Genomic DNA, 17,471 nt, shown 5'->3' on the forward strand with positions numbered 1-17,471 from the left:
CTACAGATTCTGTCGGTCACTTTGTTCGAGAAAATGCCCATTCAACAAGCTTTGCAGGGCATCAGTGGTCAGGAAGAAAACAACGGCCTCTGCAACCAACTGAATCTATTCAATTCTTAACCGGACACTAGTGAGTGTCTCCAACTATTCGTCACACCGGCGCAGGTCGGTGTCCAGCAAAAATATGATGCAGTGCAACACACTGACATAAGCATTTGTAAATAAAACCGCTGGATTCCGGCCTTCGCCGGAATGACGGAATTTAAAATATTTATGATGCCCTTATGAGTCCAGTGCATCGGGATTTTTGATTGCTTTTTTCTCGTCCGCCGCAAGGCGGCGTTCGACTTTTTTCACATCTTCGGCGGCTGGCAGGCTCTCCGGGCGGATGCCTCGTTCCAGCAGTGTTTTACGGACTGCCTCGTTATTGGTGATGTGTTCGGATGAAATCGCCGCTTTGCTGGCAAGCTTGTTTTGCCTGCCGTTGAAGATGGTGATTTCGGTAGCGAAGTCTTTGGCTTTGAGGATGATGGTGGGCGCGAAGTCGGCCAACGGGCGATTGTCCGGCACTTTCCATCGCGACTTCATCGCCTGCGTGGTTTTGCCAAACAGGGCCTGATCGCCTTTGCTGCGTATGACTGCGAAATTCTGGTCGCTGCCGGTTTGCTCGTAAATCACGGCGGACAGTTCTTTTTCCGTGGAGGTGAGTTTCTTGCGCGCGGATACTCGTTCTGCCTCAAGAAGTTTTTGCTCGATCACTTCAGCCTTGCGTGTCTGGATCGCAAAGTAGGTTTGGGCAAATGCGATTTCCTGCTTTCTGGGGTCGCCGTTCTGTGCGATCAGGTAACAGGCGTAACGGGTGAGCATGATGTCAGGAACTTCTTTCTCCGCTCCTTTAGGCATGGCGATCGTTTTGTTGACGTCAACAAAATGATCGGCAACCGGATGTCCAGATAATTCACATGAAGTTTTTGCCTTGCTGATGACGGTCGTAAAGTTTCGCCATTCATCGTAGCCAAGCAGGTGCTGAAGGTCGCGGGCAAGCCAGAATTCGATACCCTTTCCCGCTTGCTGTGCATGAGCTTCAAAGGTGTCGGTGAGTGTATGAACGATCTCAGTTTTCATGGGCAGCCCTTTCGATCATTTTGTTGAACTTGCCTGAAATTCAGTAAAGCTCGCCGTGAGCCGTTGTTTTCCGTCGGGTGACGTCATTTTCAAAGCGTTACAACTTATAACGGTTTCATTGCCCTCGGCCAACAGCCGTTTTTTTAGCACCCGCCAATAGACCTGGGGATTCTGGCTGTCCGTCAAGGCCGCGACAACGTCCACGACAGCGAACAACCAGCGCTGCGCCGTGTCATCCCAGATTGAACGAATATGTTTCGATTCGAACAGCTTGATGTTACTCATGACATCACCCCTTCTGAAATTCGGCAAAACTCGCGGCGAGTCCGGCAAATTTTTTCGGCGGGTTGCGCTCGAAGCCTGGCTGATCCACGTACACGAAGCGATACACCGCTCCGCCTTCCGCGCGGTATTTCTCCGGCAGCGGCTTGCCCTGCTGGATGTGCTGGGTCAGGTCGCGCTTCTCGGCGTCGGAGAGTTCGTAGGCGGCCATGGTCAGGTAGCCGGTGTTGCACGGCTGGCGACTTCGAGGATGGCGTCGAGCATATCGCTCACCTCCTGCCCGATCTGGTCCAGTGGGATAGCGTCGGCCAGGCCGTGGTAGTCGCGTTTGAATATCTGTTGCGGCGTGCCGAGGCGCTGGAAGAAATTCTCGAACAGCGGGTCGAGAAACTCGTCGGTAACCTTGATCTCCGGTCCCCAGGGGTCGGGGCGCCTGGCTACGTGCAGGGCCTGGGCAAGTTCCCCCATGCAGGCGTTCATCACTTCGACGCGATGCTTGCTTTCGGCCTGCTCGACCAGGTCGTCCTCATGCAAGCCCAGTTGCACGAAGGCGCGCAGACTTTCCGGCGTGGTCAGGTAGTTTTCGATCTCGCGACTGGCCCACATACGTTCGACCAATTGGGAGCCTGTGTGCAGTTCACGCTCCAGCCGGTCGAACACGGCGATACCCACCAGGTCCGGCTTGGCCTCGCGCAGGCCCTGGAAGTGGTTGCGGGCGTCCTGCGGCTGGTTGCCGCCAAGATAGATGACCGGCACAGAATCGTGCAGGATCGCCTTGACGGGATGCTCCAGCCGCTCCGCCAGCCGACGCAGGATGGCCAGGTCGGTAGAGCCTTCGAGATAGAGCATCCAGCCTTTTTGCTCGGCCAGGTAGTAGTCGGCCATGCGGATACTTTCCAGAGCCTTTTTAACCTGGCTGCGCGAGCGGGTGTCGATGCGGTGCGGTTTGCCAACGAAGGCCATGACCACGTCGCGCTCGGCGGCTTCCTGCAAGACGATCTCGGAATGGCTGGCGGCGATGACCTGGGAGCCGTTTGACGCAGCCACATCGGTGATGAGGTTGTAGACGTCTCGCTGGCGAAGAATTTCGAGATGAGCGTCGGGTTCGTCGAGCAGCAGTACCGATCCGGGGTTGGCAAGCAGAAAACTCAACAACAGCAGCACTTGTTGGCAGCCGCGCCCGGATGACGAAAGATCAAGCTCGATCCCGGACATTTCCCTGTAGGTGAGGGACAGTTCGCTGCGTTCCTTGATATAGACCGGCTCCTGCAGGGTGATATGGAACAGTTCCCGGATGTTTTCGACCAGTTTAAGCCAGGCTCTTTTGTCCTCGCGGGAAAACAGTTGCCAGCAAAGATTGCGCAGCACTTGAGCGGTTTGGCCTTCGCCGATCAGAACGCTTATTTCTCCGGGCTCCTTGCGATGTTCCCGCTCCGCCAACCCGGACATTGGCGGCAGGAATACGACCGAGTGCTGCTGCGCGCCCATCGGGATGAGCCCGTCTTCACTGTCCTTTAGGCGACAGTAAAAGGATTCTTCGTTGGCGTAGTAGAACTCCAGTGTGCAAGTCCAGGGCTTGTCATCATGAACCCCCTCAGCGGTGAGGGTGATGTAAACCTTCTCGGTGCGCTGCTTGCCCTCTTGCACGGTCGTGTCCTGCGTGTGCAGGTCGTTCCATAGTAATTTTGCGCTCGGGATGGGAATGGAATACAAGTCACGCCGATTGATGGTGACACCGGGACGTTTGGCTGGTGAACCCTTTTCCCGTTTTTCAGCCCAGCGTTTCCAACCGATGTCCCAGAGAGCCATGGCCTGGAGCGCGGTGGTTTTGCCGGAATTGTTGGGGCCGATGAATACGGCGGCATTGCCGATTTCGAGTTCTGCCGTGACCAGGCTTTTGAAATTTGCGATGCGAAAGCGGGTAATCATTGGGCGGTCTCCTGGTATTCGATGAAGCTCGTAATCAATGCGGAGAAAGTGCTCGGCGGATTTCGCTCAAAACCCTCCTGATCGACATACACGAAGCCGTAAGCCGGCCCGTTCTCGGCTGAACTGGCGGTGGTGGCGTCTTCGCACCACTGGCCTAGGCGCATCATTTTCTGTGGCAGGTCGCGCTCTTCGCGGCCTTTGGTTTCGATGATCCAGATTGTGCCGTCGGCGGTCTTCACCATGAAGTCGGGCACGTAGTTCGACAGATCGCCGACGGCCTTGACGTAGTCGATCTTGAAACCGACGGCGAGATAATTTTTGGCAAACGATGCGACGTCCGGCGCAGTATCGAGAAAACCGGCGAAGGTTAGCTCAAAGCCTCCGGCATGCGGCTCGCCGACGATCTTGCTGAACAGCGATTTTTTCGGAATGAGGTGCGGCCTGTTTTCGGTGCGGAAGGGGCGCGTATCGCGCAGCCGGATGTGGTCTTCGATGCGCACGCTGCCTTTGTCCTGTACGGTGAGCGCGTTGATGGCGGTTTTAAATGAGTCGAACAGAATCTTTCCTGCTTCCGGCTCGGAGAGATTGCGCAGCACCACCGGGTCTTCCAGATTCACCGGCGATGCGGCGAACAGATGCCCGCCCATGAACGCCTTCACCTTGGGATAAAGAATGTCGTAACCACCGACGAGGCGCAGCTCCTTTAATAATTGCCGCGCAAAAAAACCGACGACAGAGCGGTAGTCCGCAGGGCCGGTGCCGTCGAGCTGGATGGTGTGATGCACTTCGGCATCGAGCATGGTCTTGAACACGATCGCGCGCGTTTGCTCGGGTGTGAAGTCTTTGAGCGGAAGTTTGGCATTGCCGAATTTCGCGGGGTCAAGCGCGTCGAGGTCTTTGTATTCGCGGTTGAAGCGCCGCGTGAGCCGGGGCAGCTCGATGTCCAGCGCGGCGATGTCCTTGTCGGAATCCTGCGTATCCACTTCGACGATGAGCGAATCCTTGCGCCCGCTACCCGGCCCCATCGGCACACGCTCGAAGGTGACGCCCTCGCTCTGGATGGACTCGACGAATTCCATGAAGGCGGGCGTGCCCATGACCGAGACGGTTTCCGGCATATCCGACCCGAAGTACATGCGGCGCAAGCCCCGCCCCAGGGTTTGTTCGGGAAGAATGTTGCTCTGCGCCGCATAAGCGCGCAGGCCGACGATGGTGGTGACGTTGCGCACGTCCCAGCCTTCCTTGAGCATCAGCACCGAGACGATGGCCTTGTGCGGCGACGCCCAGGTGTCGATGCCGTTGGCTTCCTTGCGCAGTTTTTCGAGTTCGTCCTTGTTCTTGCCCGAGGCGGCCTCGGAAATTTCGCCGTTGTTCTTGGTGTGGATGACCAGCACCGCCCCTTGCAGCTCGGGGCAGATTTTCTCCAGATGGATGCCGACCTCGTCGCAGTTACGGGTGTCGTCCACCATCACGAACAGCACGGCCTTTTTGCCCAGCGCCTCGTGCTCGGCATAGCTCTTGCGCCACTCTTCGACGCCGAGTTGCAGGTAATCTTCATAGCGTTCGGTGAAGATCGCGCTCTTGTGCTCCTGCAAGCGGCTACGGCTGGGGGCATCCGGCAGCACCGGTTGTTTGACCACGTTCTGATAAATCGCCTCGACCAGCGGGTAATCCGAGACGGTCTGCACAAAGATCGCGCCGTTGTTGTGGCGTGGCGTGGCGGTCACATCCACTTGCAACGCGAGGCGACCGTCCTTTTGCAACATGCGGTGATGAATGTCCTGGATGCTCTTGAACCAGGCCATTTTCGGGTCGTGGATGTGATGCGCCTCGTCGTTGAACACGACCAGCTCGCCGATCTCGCGCACGACCTCGCCGAGATCGGTGTTGCTGTCGGTGGTCTTGCCCACGGGTTTTGCGCCGAACGGTTCGAGGAAGTAGTCGCGCAAATCGTCGTCGTCCAGCGACGGCTCGCGCGCGTCGCCGAGATAGACGCGGTGGATGTTGGTGAGGAACAGATTGCCCGTCTCCCGCACCACGCGCACGTCGTCCTGAATATGCAGCGTGAGCTGGAAGTCGTCGCGCCAGTTGCGGCCTTGATAACCGTTGTCCGGAAGAATCGGGTCGTTGAAAAAGATGCGCAGCCCGTCGAAGTCGGCGCGCAGCCGGTCGAGGACGATGATGTTTGGCGCGATCAGCAGGAAGTTGCGCGCCAGCGTCGAATCGGGCTCATAGAGCTTGTGGAAAAAACTCCAGGCGATGAGCAGCGACAGCACCTTGGTCTTGCCTGCGCCGGTCGCCATCTTCACCACGTAGCGCGGCCAGTCCTCGTCGAACATGTTGGTGGAAACGGCACCCGAAGCGTCAAAGCGCAGCAGATCAAACTTGTCGCGCACGCGGCGCACGTCGTGCAGCCAGATCACCGTCTCCACCGCCTCGCGCTGGGCGAAGTAATAACGGAATGGCGAAAGCGTGCCATCCGCCTGCTCGACCAGGTGCTCGGTCTCGAACCACCCGTTCAGCAGTGCGCGCGATGTGGCCGAGGCCCCCGCATAACCCGCAGCCCGCCATGCAGAAACCTCGCTGCGAATTTTGGCGACCAGCGGCGGCAGCAGCTTTTCATATGCCGTGCTGCGCAGTTCTTCTGCCGCCGGAAACCAGCGTTGTTCCGGCAACAGTTCGGCATAAGGCGATTTCGGAAATTCAGGATGTAGCGCCATGGGTCACTAATTTTCGTTTTGCTATTTATGCCGGTTACAAAGTGCCATCGGATGGCAAAGAGAGGGGTTCATCCAACGCTGCATCAATCAGTTTTTGCGGGAGATGTTTGGTGGGCTTAACGCCCAGCTCCTTTAGCATTTCTGCCTGTCGGATTGCATTGCCTTTACCACCGGTAAATTTGTTATATGCCCCGTCGTATGCCGTCTGCGCTTGTTTCAATTTCTCGCCCAAGCCGTTCAGGTCTTCCACAAATCCGACCAGTTTGTCATAGAGTTCGGCCCCGCGTTTGGCAATATCCTGCGCGTTTTTATTCTGCTGTTCCTGCCGCCACAGGTGCGCCACGGTACGCACCACGAACAGCAAGGTGCTGGGGCTGACCAGCAGGACGTTTTTCTTCCACGCGTCTTGCCACAGATCGCTGTCATGCGAGATGGCCAGCATGAACGCGGGTTCGACCGGGATAAACATCAGCACAAAATCCAGCGACTGCAAGCCGTATAGTTGCTGGTAATTTTTATCGGCAAGCTCCTTGATGTGGGCGCGCACCGAATCCAGATGACGTTTCAATGCCGCATCGCGCTGGTGATCGGTTTCGGCATTGGCGTGTTCTTCGTAAGCAGTCAGCGACACTTTGGCATCGACGATCAGATGTCTGTCTTCGGGCAGATGCACGACCACATCCGGTTGCGCACGTGAACCATCTTCGCGGGTATGGCTTTCCTGCACGTCATACTCATGGCTTTTGCGCAAACCGGAAGCTTCCAGCACCCGTTCCAGAATCAGCTCGCCCCAATTGCCCTGTGCCTTGGCCTGGCCCTTGAGCGCGCTGGTGAGATTGTGCGCGTCCTTGGAGAGCTGGTTGTTGAGTGCCATCAGTTGCTTGACCTGTTCGGCCAGTGCCGAGCGGTCTTTGCCCTCGGTGACATAGACCTCTTCCACTTTTCCCTGAAACTCGGTGAGCTTCAACTTGAGCGGATCAAGCAAATGATTGAGGTTGGTCTGGTTCTGTTCGGTAAAGCGTTTCGATTTTTCTTCCAGTATCTCGTTGGCAAGCACCTTGAACTGATTGCTCATTTCTTCCCTGGCATGATTCAGCAACTGCAACTTCTCCGCATTTTGCACACGCTCAGCCTCCAGCATCGCGTTCTGTTCAGCCACTCTGCTGTTCAATCCTTGCCGCTCCTGGATGAGCTGATCGCGCACGGCGGCGAGATTTTCTTTCTCCATTTCGAGACGCTTGCTGGTTTCTTGCACCGCGATCAGTCTCTCGTTGAGGCGAGCCAACTCAATCTGGCTTTCGCTCTTTGCCTGCACCTCGGCAGATGAAATACGGGCGCTTAATACACGCGACATGGTGCCCGCGCCAACAAGCAGTCCCACAAAAAAAGAAACGAAGAGGTAGATTTGTTGTTCCACGGGTACGGGTTCCAGTAATAAGCAGCTCCGGTTATATTCAGCCAGTGATGGTCACGCTGTGATGACGTCAGGGATACATATCGGTGCAGTATAAATCAAGATGAAACGACAAAGGGCGCTTGCGCGCCCTTGCCTTGTTGCCTTCCGCGTCACTTACTGCGCGTCTGCCCGCAGCGCTTTCTTGCGGTCGAACTCCTTCAAGTGACGTTTGCGGATGCGGATCGATTTCGGGGTCAGCTCGACCAGTTCGTCGTCGTCGATGAATTCGACCGCCGATTCCAGCGTCAGCTTGATCGCGGTGGTCAGACGCACCGCCTCGTCCGTGCCGGAGGCGCGCACGTTGGTGAGTTTCTTGCCCTTGATCGGGTTGACGTTCAGATCGTTGTCGCGGCTGTGGATGCCGATGATCATGCCTTCATACAACTTTTCACCCGGCACCACGAACATGCGCCCGCGATCTTCCAGGTTCCACAAGGCATACGCCACCGCCTCGCCGTCTTCCGCGGAAATCAGCACGCCGTTGTGGCGGCCGGGCAGGTCGGGCTTGACCGGGCCGTAGTCGTCAAACACGTGGCTGATGAGTCCGGTGCCGCGCGTCATGGTCATGAAGTCGGACTGGAAACCGATCAGCCCGCGCGCAGGGATGCGATATTCCAGGCGGGTACGGCCATGACCGTCCGATTCCATGTTGGTCAGCTCGCCGCGGCGGCGGCCAATTTCTTCCATGACCGCGCCCTGGTTGGCATCTTCCAGGTCAATGGTCAGGTTTTCATAGGGCTCGCATTTCTCGCCGTTGATCTCTTTGTAAACCACGCGAGGCTTGCCCACGGCCAGTTCGAAACCTTCTCGGCGCATGTTTTCCAGCAGGATGGTCAGGTGCAATTCGCCGCGCCCGGAGACGCGGAATACGTCGGCGTCGGCCGTATCTTCGACTTTCAGCGCGACGTTAGTCAGCAATTCCTTGCTCAAGCGATCGCGGATCTGGCGGCTGGAGACAAACTTGCCTTCGGTACCGGCCAGGGGCGAGGAGTTGACCATGAAGTCCATGGTCAACGTCGGCTCGTCCACCCCGAGGATGGGCAGACCGACCGGATTTTCCCGGTCGCAGATGGTGACGCCGATGCCAATCTCGTCCAGACCCGAGATGATGATGATATCGCCCGCGCAGGCCTCATCCACCGGCACGCGCTCCAGGCCCTGGAAACCAAGCACCTGATTGATGCGTCCGGAACTGATCTGCTTGTCATGATTCATCACCACGACCTGTTGTCCGGGCTTGATCCGCCCGTTCAGCATTCTGCCAATCCCGAGGCGACCGGTGAAAGTGGAGTAGTCCAGGGCGGCCAGTTGCAGTTGCAACGGCGCATCGGGATCACCCGGCGGCGTCGGCACATGTTTCAATACCGTATCGAACAGCGGCCGCATGTCCGCGGCGGATCCGCCGTGGGACGGCGCGTCTTTCAGGTCCAGGCAGGCCCATCCGTTCAGGCCGGAAGCATAAATCACGTGGAAGTCGAGTTGTTCGTCGGTCGCGCCCAGCTTGTCGAACAGATCGAAAGTCTGGTCCAGCACCCAGTCCGGACGCGCGCCCGGTCGGTCGATCTTGTTGATCACAACAATGGGCTTCAGCCCCAGCGCCAGCGCTTTCTTGGTCACGAAACGGGTCTGCGGCATCGGGCCTTCGACCGCGTCCACCAGTAGCAGCACCCCGTTCACCATGCCCAGTACGCGTTCCACCTCACCGCCGAAGTCGGCGTGTCCCGGTGTGTCCACGATATTGATGTGAGTGCCTTCGTATTCGATGGCGGTATTCTTGGCCAGGATGGTGATCCCGCGTTCTTTTTCCAGATCGTTGTTGTCCATCACGCGTTCGTCCATCTTCTGGTTGGCGCGGAACGTTCCGGATTGGCGGAGCAACTGGTCAACCAGGGTGGTCTTGCCGTGGTCAACGTGGGCGATGATGGCGATGTTGCGAAGGGCGCGGGACATGAAGTGCTACCTGTGCTGGATTTGAAGGGCGCGCATTCTAGCACAGTTGGCTTGAAACCCGGCCCACAAGAGACCGTGCAGAATTTGTGGGTCGGACTTTAGTCCGACAGGTCGGGTTAAAACCCGACCCACAAGAAGCGGTTTAACTGCCCATGTCCAGCATCAACTGGTTGATGCGTTTGACGAAGGTTGCCGGATCGTCAAGCTGGCCACCTTCGGCGAGTAGTGCCTGATCGAACAGCACGGCGGCCCAGTCGTCGAAGCGTTGTTCCTCACCCTTCAGGCGCGTGACCACCGGATGGCTCGGGTTGATCTCCAGGATAGGCTGCGATACGGGCACTTTTTGCCCTGCCGCCTTGAGCAGGCGCGCTAGATTGCCGCTCGGGTCATGCTCGTCCGCCACCAGACAGGCCGGTGAATCCGTCAACCGATGGGTGACGCGCACTTCCCTGACCTTGTCACCGAGGCTGTTCTTGATCTTCTCTGTGAGCGGCTTGAATTCGTCGGCCTGCTTTTCCTGTTCCTGCTTCTCGGCTGCGTCGGCCAGCGCGCCGAGGTCAAGGTCGCCTTTGGCGACGGAAGCGAGCGGCTTGCCTTCAAACTCGGTGAGGTAGCCCAGCATCCACTCATCCACGCGTTCCGAGAGCAGCAGCACTTCGATGCCCTTCTTGCGGAACACTTCCAGGTGCGGGCTGTGCTTGGCGGCGTTGAAGGTTTCGGCGGTGACGTAGTAAATCTTGTCCTGGCCGTCCTTCATGCGCGCGATGTAGTCCTTCAGCGACACGGTCTCCTCGTTACTGTCTGCCTTGGTGGAGGCGAAACGCAACAGACCGGCGATCTTGTCCTTGTTGGCGAAATCCTCGCCCGCGCCCTCCTTCAGCACCTGGCCGAACTCCTTCCAGAAGGTGGCGTATTTCTCCGGCTCCTTCTCCGCCATGTCGGCGAGCAGTCCCAGCACCTTGCCGGTGCAGCCCTTGCGGATGGCCTCGATGTCTTTCGACTCCTGCAATATCTCGCGCGAGACGTTGAGCGGCAGGTCGGCGGAATCGACCACCCCGCGCACGAAGCGCAGGTAGAGCGGCATCAACTGTTCGGCGTCGTCCATGATGAACACGCGGCGCACATAGAGCTTGATGCCGTGGCGCGCGTTGCGGTCCCACAGGTCGAACGGCGCATGCTTGGGGATGTACAGCAGTTGCGTGTATTCGGCCTTGCCCTCGACGCGCGCATGGCTCCAGGCCAGCGGGTCGTCGTAATCGTGGCCGACGTGCTTGTAGAACTCCTGGTACTGCTCGTCAGTGATCTCACTCTTGGGCTTGGCCCACAGCGCGGTGGCCTGATTGACGGTCTCGTCCTCGTCGATGGTGACGTAGCCGCCATCCTTCCACTCTTCCTTCGTCATCAGGATCGGCTGCACGATGTGGTTGGAATACTTCTTCACGATCTCGCGCAATTTGTACCCGGCCAGCAGGTCGTCCTGACCTTCGCGCAGATGCAGGGTGATCTCGGTACCGCGTGCCGCCTTCTCCACCATCTCGATGGCGAACTCGCCGCCGCCGTCCGATTCCCAGCGCACGCCCTGGTCGGCCTGCTCGCCGGCACGGCGCGTCAACACGCTCACCTTGTCGGCCACGATGAAAGCGGAATAGAAACCCACGCCGAACTGCCCGATCAGGTTGGCATCCTTCTGCTGGTCGCCGGAGAGTTTGCCGAAGAACTCGCGCGTGCCGGACTTGGCGATGGTGCCCAGGTTGGCGATGACCTCGTCGCGGTTCATGCCGATGCCGTTGTCGGCGATGGTCAGCGTGCGCGCATCCTTGTCGAAGGAGACGCGGATCGCCAGATCGGAATCGTCCTCGTACAGCGCCTCGTTGTGCAGCGCCTCGAAGCGCAGTTTGTCGCAGGCGTCGGACGCATTCGACACCAGCTCGCGCAGGAAAATCTCGCGGTTGGAATACAGCGAATGGATCATCAGCTGCAGCAGCTGTTTGACTTCGGTCTGGAAACCCATCGTTTCGCGGTTGGCAGTGGTGCTGGTAGTCATCTTTTCTCCGTATCCAAAAAATAGGGTGCCGCCCAGATGGGGATGCTGCAGCCGATTTCAAGCGCAGGGGCGAAACCGGAAAATAATGCTGGCAATTCCGCCACCTATCCGTATAATGCGCGCCTTGCTGCCCGCCAAGGCGGTATCGAGTTCATCGTTTCCTGACCCTCTGCATCTGTTGCCAAAGATGCGCCAAGCTTCACCGGTTAGCGACGATGTTTGTTTGCGCCGGTAGAGGTTTTTGTACTCCCCCCTACTGAATTTCCATTGTGTGGCTTTAAGCCACGCATGCGCTTTGTTTCAAATAATCATAAGGAATGACCTTGTCTGAAAATATCGTTACCCCTGTAACACCCATGCCTGCTGAAGCGGCCATTACTTTCGCTTCGCTGGGCCTGGCCCCTGCCATCCTGTCGGCCGTGCAGGAAGCCGGCTATACCGTCCCCTCCCCGATCCAGGCGGAAGCGATTCCGCAGGCACTGGCCGGACACGACCTGATGGCCTCCGCCCAGACCGGCACCGGCAAAACGGCCGCGTTCATCCTGCCCGCCTTGCAAAAACTGTCGGTCGAATCCGCCGTGCGCAGCAAAGGGCCGCGCATTCTGGTGCTGACCCCGACGCGTGAACTGGCGCAACAGGTTTCCGACGCCGCCAGCAAATACGGCAAGCACATGCGCGTCAAAGTGGTGAGCATCCTCGGCGGCATGCCCTATCCGCTACAGAACAAACTGCTGTCCGGCTTTGTCGATATTCTGGTCGCCACGCCCGGACGCTTGATCGACCACATCGAGCGCGGCCGCATTGATTTCTCGCGCCTGGAAATGCTGGTACTGGACGAAGCCGACCGCATGCTGGACATGGGCTTCATCGACGACGTGGAACGCATCGCCGCTGCCACCCCCAAGACCCGTCAAACCCTGCTGTTCTCCGCCACGCTGGACGGCGCGATCGGCAATCTGGGGCAGCGCCTGCTGAAATCTCCGAAACGGATCAGCGTCGCGGCCATCCAGGCGCGCCACGAAAACATCGAGCAGAAACTGATGTACACCGACGACATGGCACACAAGAATCGTCTGCTCGACCATATCCTGCGCGATGTCGATCTGAACCAGGCCATTGTCTTCACGGCCACCAAGCGCGATGCCGACTCCCTGGCTGACAGCTTGTCGGCACAGGGCCACGCCGCCGCCGCCCTGCATGGCGATATGAACCAGCGCGAACGCAACCGCACCCTGGTCAATCTGCGCCGCGGCAATGTGCGCGTGCTGGTCGCCACCGATGTCGCCGCGCGCGGCATCGACGTGCCCGGCATCACCCACGTCATCAACTTCGACCTGCCCAAGTTCGCCGAGGATTATGTGCACCGCATCGGGCGCACCGGCCGCGCCGGCGCAACCGGCATTGCCGTGTCCTTCGCCTCCAACCGCGATGCCGGGACGGTGCGCAATATCGAACGCTTCACCGGCCAAACGATCCAGACGCACACGATCGAAGGTCTGGAGCCGAAGTTCAAGCCGCGTGCCGCATCACCCGGCGGACGCAATGGTCCGCGTGGCAGCAATGGCAGCCCAAGATTCAATAATGGCCCGCGCAACGGCAACGGCCCCCGTGGCGCGGCACCGCGCCATCACGCACCGGACAGTCGTCACAGCTTTACGCGTGACGAGCAGGGTGCATTCCCGCGCCGCGAAGGTCCTGCGAACAATCGCTTCAACGATATGCAGCCGCGCAGCAATGCCAACGCCAGCGTGAACGGCAACCGCGCACCAGCCCCGTTCAACAGCAACCGCCGCCCGCAAGGCACCAGCTTCTCGCTGGGTCGCGGGCACAATAGCGGCAACAAGCGCTAACCCTCCGCCGCAATACCGAAGGGGCACACCGCGAGGTGTGCCTTTTTTGTTGTGCTGTACGGGGCTATCTACTATCCTCGCGCCTCACTCTTTGAAAGTTGCACACCATGTCAATCAGCATCAAAACCCCGCAGGAAATCGAAAAGATGCGCGTCGCCGGCCGCCTCGCCGGTGAAGTGCTGGATTACATCGGCCCCTTCGTGCAGGCGGGGGTTACCACGGACGAACTGGACAAACTTTGCCACGACTACATGGTGGACGTGCAGGGTTGCATCCCCGCCCCGCTCAATTACGCGCCGGGCGGCCACACGCCTTATCCCAAGTCGATCTGCACCTCGATCAACCATCAGGTCTGCCATGGCGTGCCCGGCGACAAGAAACTGAAGAACGGCGATATCGTCAACCTGGACATCACCACCATCAAGGACGGCTGGCACGGCGACACCAGCCGCATGTACTGCGTCGGCGAGCCTTCGATCCAGGCCAAACGCCTGTGCGAGAAAACCTATGAGGCGATGTGGGTGGGCATCCGCCAGGTGCGCGCCGGTGCGCATCTGGGCGACATCGGCCATGCCATCCAGACCTTTGCCGAAGGGCTCGGCTACAGTGTGGTGCGCGAATTCTGCGGTCACGGCATCGGGCGCAAATTCCACGAGGAGCCTCAGGTGCTGCATTACGGCAAACCCGGCAGCGGCGTGGAACTGGAAGCGGGCATGATCTTCACCATCGAACCGATGATCAACGCCGGCAAGGCCGGGATCAAGCAGCTGGGTGACGGCTGGACTGTGGTCACCAAGGACCATAGTCTGTCCGCACAGTGGGAACACACCATTCTGGTCACGCCGGACGGTTTCGAAGTGCTGACCCTTTCCGCCGGTTCGCCCCCCATCCCCGCCTGAATTCCGGTCATGCAAACACTCGCCGGGATCAAGGAGAGTTTGCGCCGCGCGCGCCAGACTCTGCTCGAACAGTATGCGGCGAACCCGAATCCCGCGCGTTATCTGCGCGACCATACCCGCGCCATCGACGAACACTTGCGCCTGCTCTGGCGGACTTCAGGCCTGCCAGACGAACTGGCGCTGGTGGCGGTCGGTGGCTATGGCCGCGCCGAGCTGTACCCCCGTTCCGATGTCGATCTGCTGATTTTGCTGCCGCGGGACGCCGACGGCGCATTGCAACAGCGCTTGCAGGAACTGGTGGGGCAATGGTGGGATATCGGGCTGGAAGTCGGCCACAGCGTGCGCACCGTGGCACAGTGCATCGACGCCAGCGCCGACATCACCGTGCAGACCAATTTGCTCGAGGCACGCCTGGTTGACGGTTCGCGCAAATGCTTTGCCGAACTGCTGGAGGCCCGGCAGCACCATCTCGATGTGCGCGCTTTCTATCTCGGCAAACAACAGGAACAAAACGAACGCTACAGGCGCTATACCGACATCGACTTCAATCTGGAACCCAACCTGAAAGAAAGTCCCGGCGGTTTGCGCGACCTGCATAGTGTGCTGTGGATTGCGCGGGCCGCCGGTCTCGGCCACACCTGGCATGCGCTGGCGCAAAACGGCCTGCTGACGGCGAGTGAGGCGCGCCAGGCGCAGCACCACCAGCGTCTGCTGCAGGATATGCGCATCCGCCTGCACCAGTTGTGCGGACGCCACGACGACCGCCTGGTGTTCGACTACCAGCAACCACTGGCACAGCAACTGCATATCGCGGCGACCCCGCAACTGCGCGCGAGCGAGCGCATGATGCGACGCTACTACCGGACCAAGCGCGAGATCCAGCTCCTGAACGACGTGCTGATGCAGACGCTGCGGGCGCGCCTGTTCCCGCAGGCCGAGACGCGCACCCTGAACCGGCACTTCATCGCGCGCGGCGACAAACTGGGCGCCCTCGACGATCAGTTGTTCGAGCGTGTGCCGGGTGCCATCCTGGAAAGTTTTCTGCTGCTGCAACAGCATCCGGAACTGACCGGGTTTTCCGCCGCCACCGTGCGCGCCTTGTGGCGCGCGCGCAGGTTGATCGGTCCGGCATTCCGTGCCGACCCGGCCAACCGCGAACGGTTCATGCGCATCTTGCTGCACGGCCAGGGACTGACCCATGGTCTGCGACGCATGAACCAGATGGACATTCTGGGACGCTATCTACCCGCCTTCGGCCGCATCGTGGGGCAGATGCAGCATGATTTGTTCCACGTCTATACCGTGGACGAGCACATCCTGATGGTGGTCCGCAATCTGCGCCGCGCATCGCTGCCGGAATACGCGCACGAGTTTCCCTTGAGCAGCCGTTTGATCGGCCAGTTTGAACAACCGCATCTGCTATATCTGGCCGGTCTGTTCCACGACATCGCCAAAGGGCGCGGCGGCGACCATTCCCTGCTCGGACGCCGCGACGTGGTGCGTTTCTGCCACCAGCACGGCATCGCCCAAGGCGACATGGCGCTGATCGTCTGGCTGGTCGAACATCACCTGCTGATGTCAGCCACCGCGCAAAAACAGGATCTGACCGACCAGGACGTGATTGCCGCTTTCGCTGCCCGCATTCCGGACGAACGCCACCTGACTGCGCTGTATCTGCTCACCGTCGCAGATGTGCGCGGTACCAGCCCCAAGGTCTGGAACGCGTGGAAAGGAAAATTGCTGGAAGACCTGTACCAGGCGACGCGCCATTATCTGGCACACGGCAGAATCGCCGACCAGATCGGTGCCACCCAGAGCGAGGCGGCTGCCCTGTTGAGCCTGTATGCGATCCAGCCGGAATCCTATCGCCCGTTCTGGTCGCAACTTGACGACGACTATTTCATCCAGCACGAGGCCCAGGAGATCGCCTGGCATACGCGTGTGCTGGCGCGCCTGCACGCGGTGGACAAACCGGCCATCAAAACCCGTTTGAGCCGGATCGGAGAGGGCTTGCAGGTATTGATCTTCCAGCCTGACCAGCCCTATCTATTCGCCCGCATCTGCAATTTTTTCGCGCGCATGAACTACAACATCATGGAAGCCAAGGTCCACACGACCCGGCTTGGCTTTGCCCTCGACAGTTTTCTGGTGATGGACGCGAGCAACGACAAGACCGCTTATCGCGATGTGATGAACTATATCGAGTATGCCCTGGCCGAATATATCGGGGATGCCAAAACGATTCCGGAACCGGCCTTTGGCCGCCAAAGCCGACAGCTCAAGCATTTTCCCATCACGCCCGAGGTGGATATCCGGCGCAACGACAAGGGACACTGCATCCTTTCACTGGTGGCAGGCGACCGTCCCGGATTGCTGGCGCGCATCGCCTATCTGCTGACCCAGCATCAGGTCACGATCCGCAGCGCCAAGATCAACACCCTGGGCGCCCGCGCGGAAGACACATTCTGGTTAGGGTGCAAAGAGTTACCCGATCATCACGCGATCCAGACCTTGCGTGACGCCCTGCTCCACCAGCTCAAGTAACCCTGCGGCCTGAAAAAAATAGGCCAAATGGCATATTGACAAACGGCAATCATCCACAACCCCCAGTCGATTCGGGGCTTGCGCGGGTGCACAACGCCTTCAATCTCAACCACTTAATTCCAACTTATTGATTTATATAAATCATTTCTTATGTTTAATTTTTGTGCAATCTGCCAAAAATACGATAAGAGCAGGCTTTTGGATGTGCGGGAACCGCTTCCATCCACAAAGTTATCCACAAGTTTTGTGGGTAAGAAAAAAATGCTTTGCGGACACCAGGTTAGCCTGCGTGGGCGACAGGCAACCGTCTCTTGATATCTCTGGGGCTGCGCCTGTCGTGAAAGTAAATAACGCGTTTAATCCAGTCCACATAACTTTGCTCGGTGCGTAGCGTGTAATGCTTCACCCGCAACTTATCGTGCACTTGGTCGAGCAATTCTGGGGATTGGGCCATGTCGTATTTATCTGAAATTTTGGTGTGTTCGAAATTTTCACACCCAATCAATACCAGGCGCTACATGATTCGATCCAGAATTTCTGCGGCGACTTGTAAACCAGTGTCGATTGTGCAACACCTTTTCTGTAAAAGTTCTCACGAGCAAAATTCTTGAGGTCGTGCATCAGGTGTTCATGTTCAAATAGATTTTTCCGCTCATCCACTCGTCATCGCAT

At 58.6% G+C, this 17,471-nt stretch carries 13 protein-coding genes; 4 read left to right on the forward strand and 9 right to left on the reverse strand.

The features are described from left to right. Positions 1-282 precede the first annotated feature (282 nt). From dinD to htpG, 8 genes are all read right to left on the reverse strand, one after another. Positions 283-1,125 (reverse strand): DNA damage-inducible protein D, encoded by an 843-nt coding sequence (gene dinD, locus ACKTSJ_RS10090; protein WP_407899871.1) that lies wholly within the window; start codon positions 1,123-1,125, stop codon positions 283-285. Between the two features lie 15 nt (positions 1,126-1,140). Further along, complete coding sequence (locus ACKTSJ_RS10095) at positions 1,141-1,410, reverse strand: hypothetical protein (RefSeq protein ID WP_407899873.1); 270 nt, start codon at positions 1,408-1,410, stop codon at positions 1,141-1,143. 4 nt (positions 1,411-1,414) lie between these two features. After that, positions 1,415-1,618 carry a hypothetical protein gene (locus ACKTSJ_RS10100; protein WP_407899875.1) on the reverse strand — a complete coding sequence of 68 codons (204 nt, stop codon included), beginning with the start codon at positions 1,616-1,618 and terminating at the stop codon, positions 1,415-1,417. A gap of 2 nt (positions 1,619-1,620) precedes the next feature. Further along, positions 1,621-3,336 (reverse strand): ATP-dependent nuclease, encoded by a 1,716-nt coding sequence (locus ACKTSJ_RS10105; RefSeq protein ID WP_407899877.1) that lies wholly within the window; start codon positions 3,334-3,336, stop codon positions 1,621-1,623. After that, entirely contained in the window at positions 3,333-6,056 is a 2,724-nt protein-coding gene (locus ACKTSJ_RS10110; RefSeq protein WP_407899879.1) for a DEAD/DEAH box helicase, read from the reverse strand. Before ACKTSJ_RS10110 ends, ACKTSJ_RS10105 begins: the two co-directional genes overlap by 4 nt. A gap of 34 nt (positions 6,057-6,090) precedes the next feature. Continuing rightward, a complete protein-coding gene (rmuC, locus tag ACKTSJ_RS10115) occupies positions 6,091-7,410 on the reverse strand; it encodes a DNA recombination protein RmuC (RefSeq protein WP_407899881.1) in 1,320 nt (439 codons plus the stop codon). Between the two features lie 216 nt (positions 7,411-7,626). Further along, on the reverse strand, positions 7,627-9,462 hold the full coding sequence (gene typA, locus ACKTSJ_RS10120; RefSeq protein ID WP_407899883.1) for a translational GTPase TypA: 1,836 nt from the start codon (positions 9,460-9,462) through the stop codon (positions 7,627-7,629). 142 nt (positions 9,463-9,604) lie between these two features. After that, the gene (gene htpG / locus ACKTSJ_RS10125) at positions 9,605-11,506 is read right to left on the reverse strand and encodes a molecular chaperone HtpG (RefSeq protein WP_407899885.1); all 1,902 of its coding nucleotides are present in this window, start codon (positions 11,504-11,506) and stop codon (positions 9,605-9,607) included. Positions 11,507-11,542: 36 nt separating this feature from the next. On the opposite strand from htpG, the gene ACKTSJ_RS10130 reads away from it, so the two are divergent. From ACKTSJ_RS10130 to ACKTSJ_RS10145, 4 genes are all read left to right on the forward strand, one after another. Further along, positions 11,543-11,671, forward strand: coding sequence for a hypothetical protein (locus ACKTSJ_RS10130; RefSeq protein WP_407899887.1), 129 nt, complete (start codon positions 11,543-11,545; stop codon positions 11,669-11,671). A gap of 209 nt (positions 11,672-11,880) precedes the next feature. Further along, positions 11,881-13,356 carry a DEAD/DEAH box helicase gene (locus ACKTSJ_RS10135; RefSeq protein WP_407899894.1) on the forward strand — a complete coding sequence of 492 codons (1,476 nt, stop codon included), beginning with the start codon at positions 11,881-11,883 and terminating at the stop codon, positions 13,354-13,356. A 107-nt stretch (positions 13,357-13,463) separates the two neighbouring features. After that, the gene (gene map, locus ACKTSJ_RS10140) at positions 13,464-14,255 is read left to right on the forward strand and encodes a type I methionyl aminopeptidase (protein ID WP_407899888.1); all 792 of its coding nucleotides are present in this window, start codon (positions 13,464-13,466) and stop codon (positions 14,253-14,255) included. A 9-nt stretch (positions 14,256-14,264) separates the two neighbouring features. Continuing rightward, on the forward strand, positions 14,265-16,799 hold the full coding sequence (locus ACKTSJ_RS10145) for a [protein-PII] uridylyltransferase (protein ID WP_407899890.1): 2,535 nt from the start codon (positions 14,265-14,267) through the stop codon (positions 16,797-16,799). Between the two features lie 280 nt (positions 16,800-17,079). Here the strand turns inward: ACKTSJ_RS10145 and ACKTSJ_RS10150 are convergent, their stop codons facing one another. Then, positions 17,080-17,253: a phage integrase N-terminal SAM-like domain-containing protein gene (locus ACKTSJ_RS10150; RefSeq protein WP_407899892.1), complete on the reverse strand. Its 174-nt coding sequence runs from the start codon at positions 17,251-17,253 to the stop codon at positions 17,080-17,082. Between the last annotated feature and the right edge of the window lie 218 nt (positions 17,254-17,471).

Origin of the sequence: Ferrigenium sp. UT5, from assembly GCF_045866295.1 — a bacterium.
In the GTDB taxonomy this organism is placed as follows: Bacteria; Pseudomonadota; Gammaproteobacteria; order Burkholderiales; family Gallionellaceae; genus Sideroxyarcus.

Bases quoted from the DNA above. Each gene is read 5' to 3' on its own strand.
- ACKTSJ_RS10110 (WP_407899879.1), bottom strand. From the start codon at position 6,056: ATGGCGCTACATCCTGAATTTCCGAAATCGCCTTATGCCGAACTGTTG.
- ACKTSJ_RS10105 (WP_407899877.1), bottom strand. From the start codon at position 3,336: ATGATTACCCGCTTTCGCATCGCAAATTTCAAAAGCCTGGTCACGGCA.
- ACKTSJ_RS10100 (WP_407899875.1), bottom strand. From the start codon at position 1,618: ATGGCCGCCTACGAACTCTCCGACGCCGAGAAGCGCGACCTGACCCAG.
- ACKTSJ_RS10145 (WP_407899890.1), top strand. From the start codon at position 14,265: ATGCAAACACTCGCCGGGATCAAGGAGAGTTTGCGCCGCGCGCGCCAG.
- typA (WP_407899883.1), bottom strand. From the start codon at position 9,462: ATGTCCCGCGCCCTTCGCAACATCGCCATCATCGCCCACGTTGACCAC.
- ACKTSJ_RS10150 (WP_407899892.1), bottom strand. From the start codon at position 17,253: ATGGCCCAATCCCCAGAATTGCTCGACCAAGTGCACGATAAGTTGCGG.
- dinD (WP_407899871.1), bottom strand. From the start codon at position 1,125: ATGAAAACTGAGATCGTTCATACACTCACCGACACCTTTGAAGCTCAT.
- ACKTSJ_RS10130 (WP_407899887.1), top strand. From the start codon at position 11,543: ATGGGGATGCTGCAGCCGATTTCAAGCGCAGGGGCGAAACCGGAAAAT.
- map (WP_407899888.1), top strand. From the start codon at position 13,464: ATGTCAATCAGCATCAAAACCCCGCAGGAAATCGAAAAGATGCGCGTC.
- ACKTSJ_RS10095 (WP_407899873.1), bottom strand. From the start codon at position 1,410: ATGAGTAACATCAAGCTGTTCGAATCGAAACATATTCGTTCAATCTGG.
- htpG (WP_407899885.1), bottom strand. From the start codon at position 11,506: ATGACTACCAGCACCACTGCCAACCGCGAAACGATGGGTTTCCAGACC.
- rmuC (WP_407899881.1), bottom strand. From the start codon at position 7,410: ATGTCGCGTGTATTAAGCGCCCGTATTTCATCTGCCGAGGTGCAGGCA.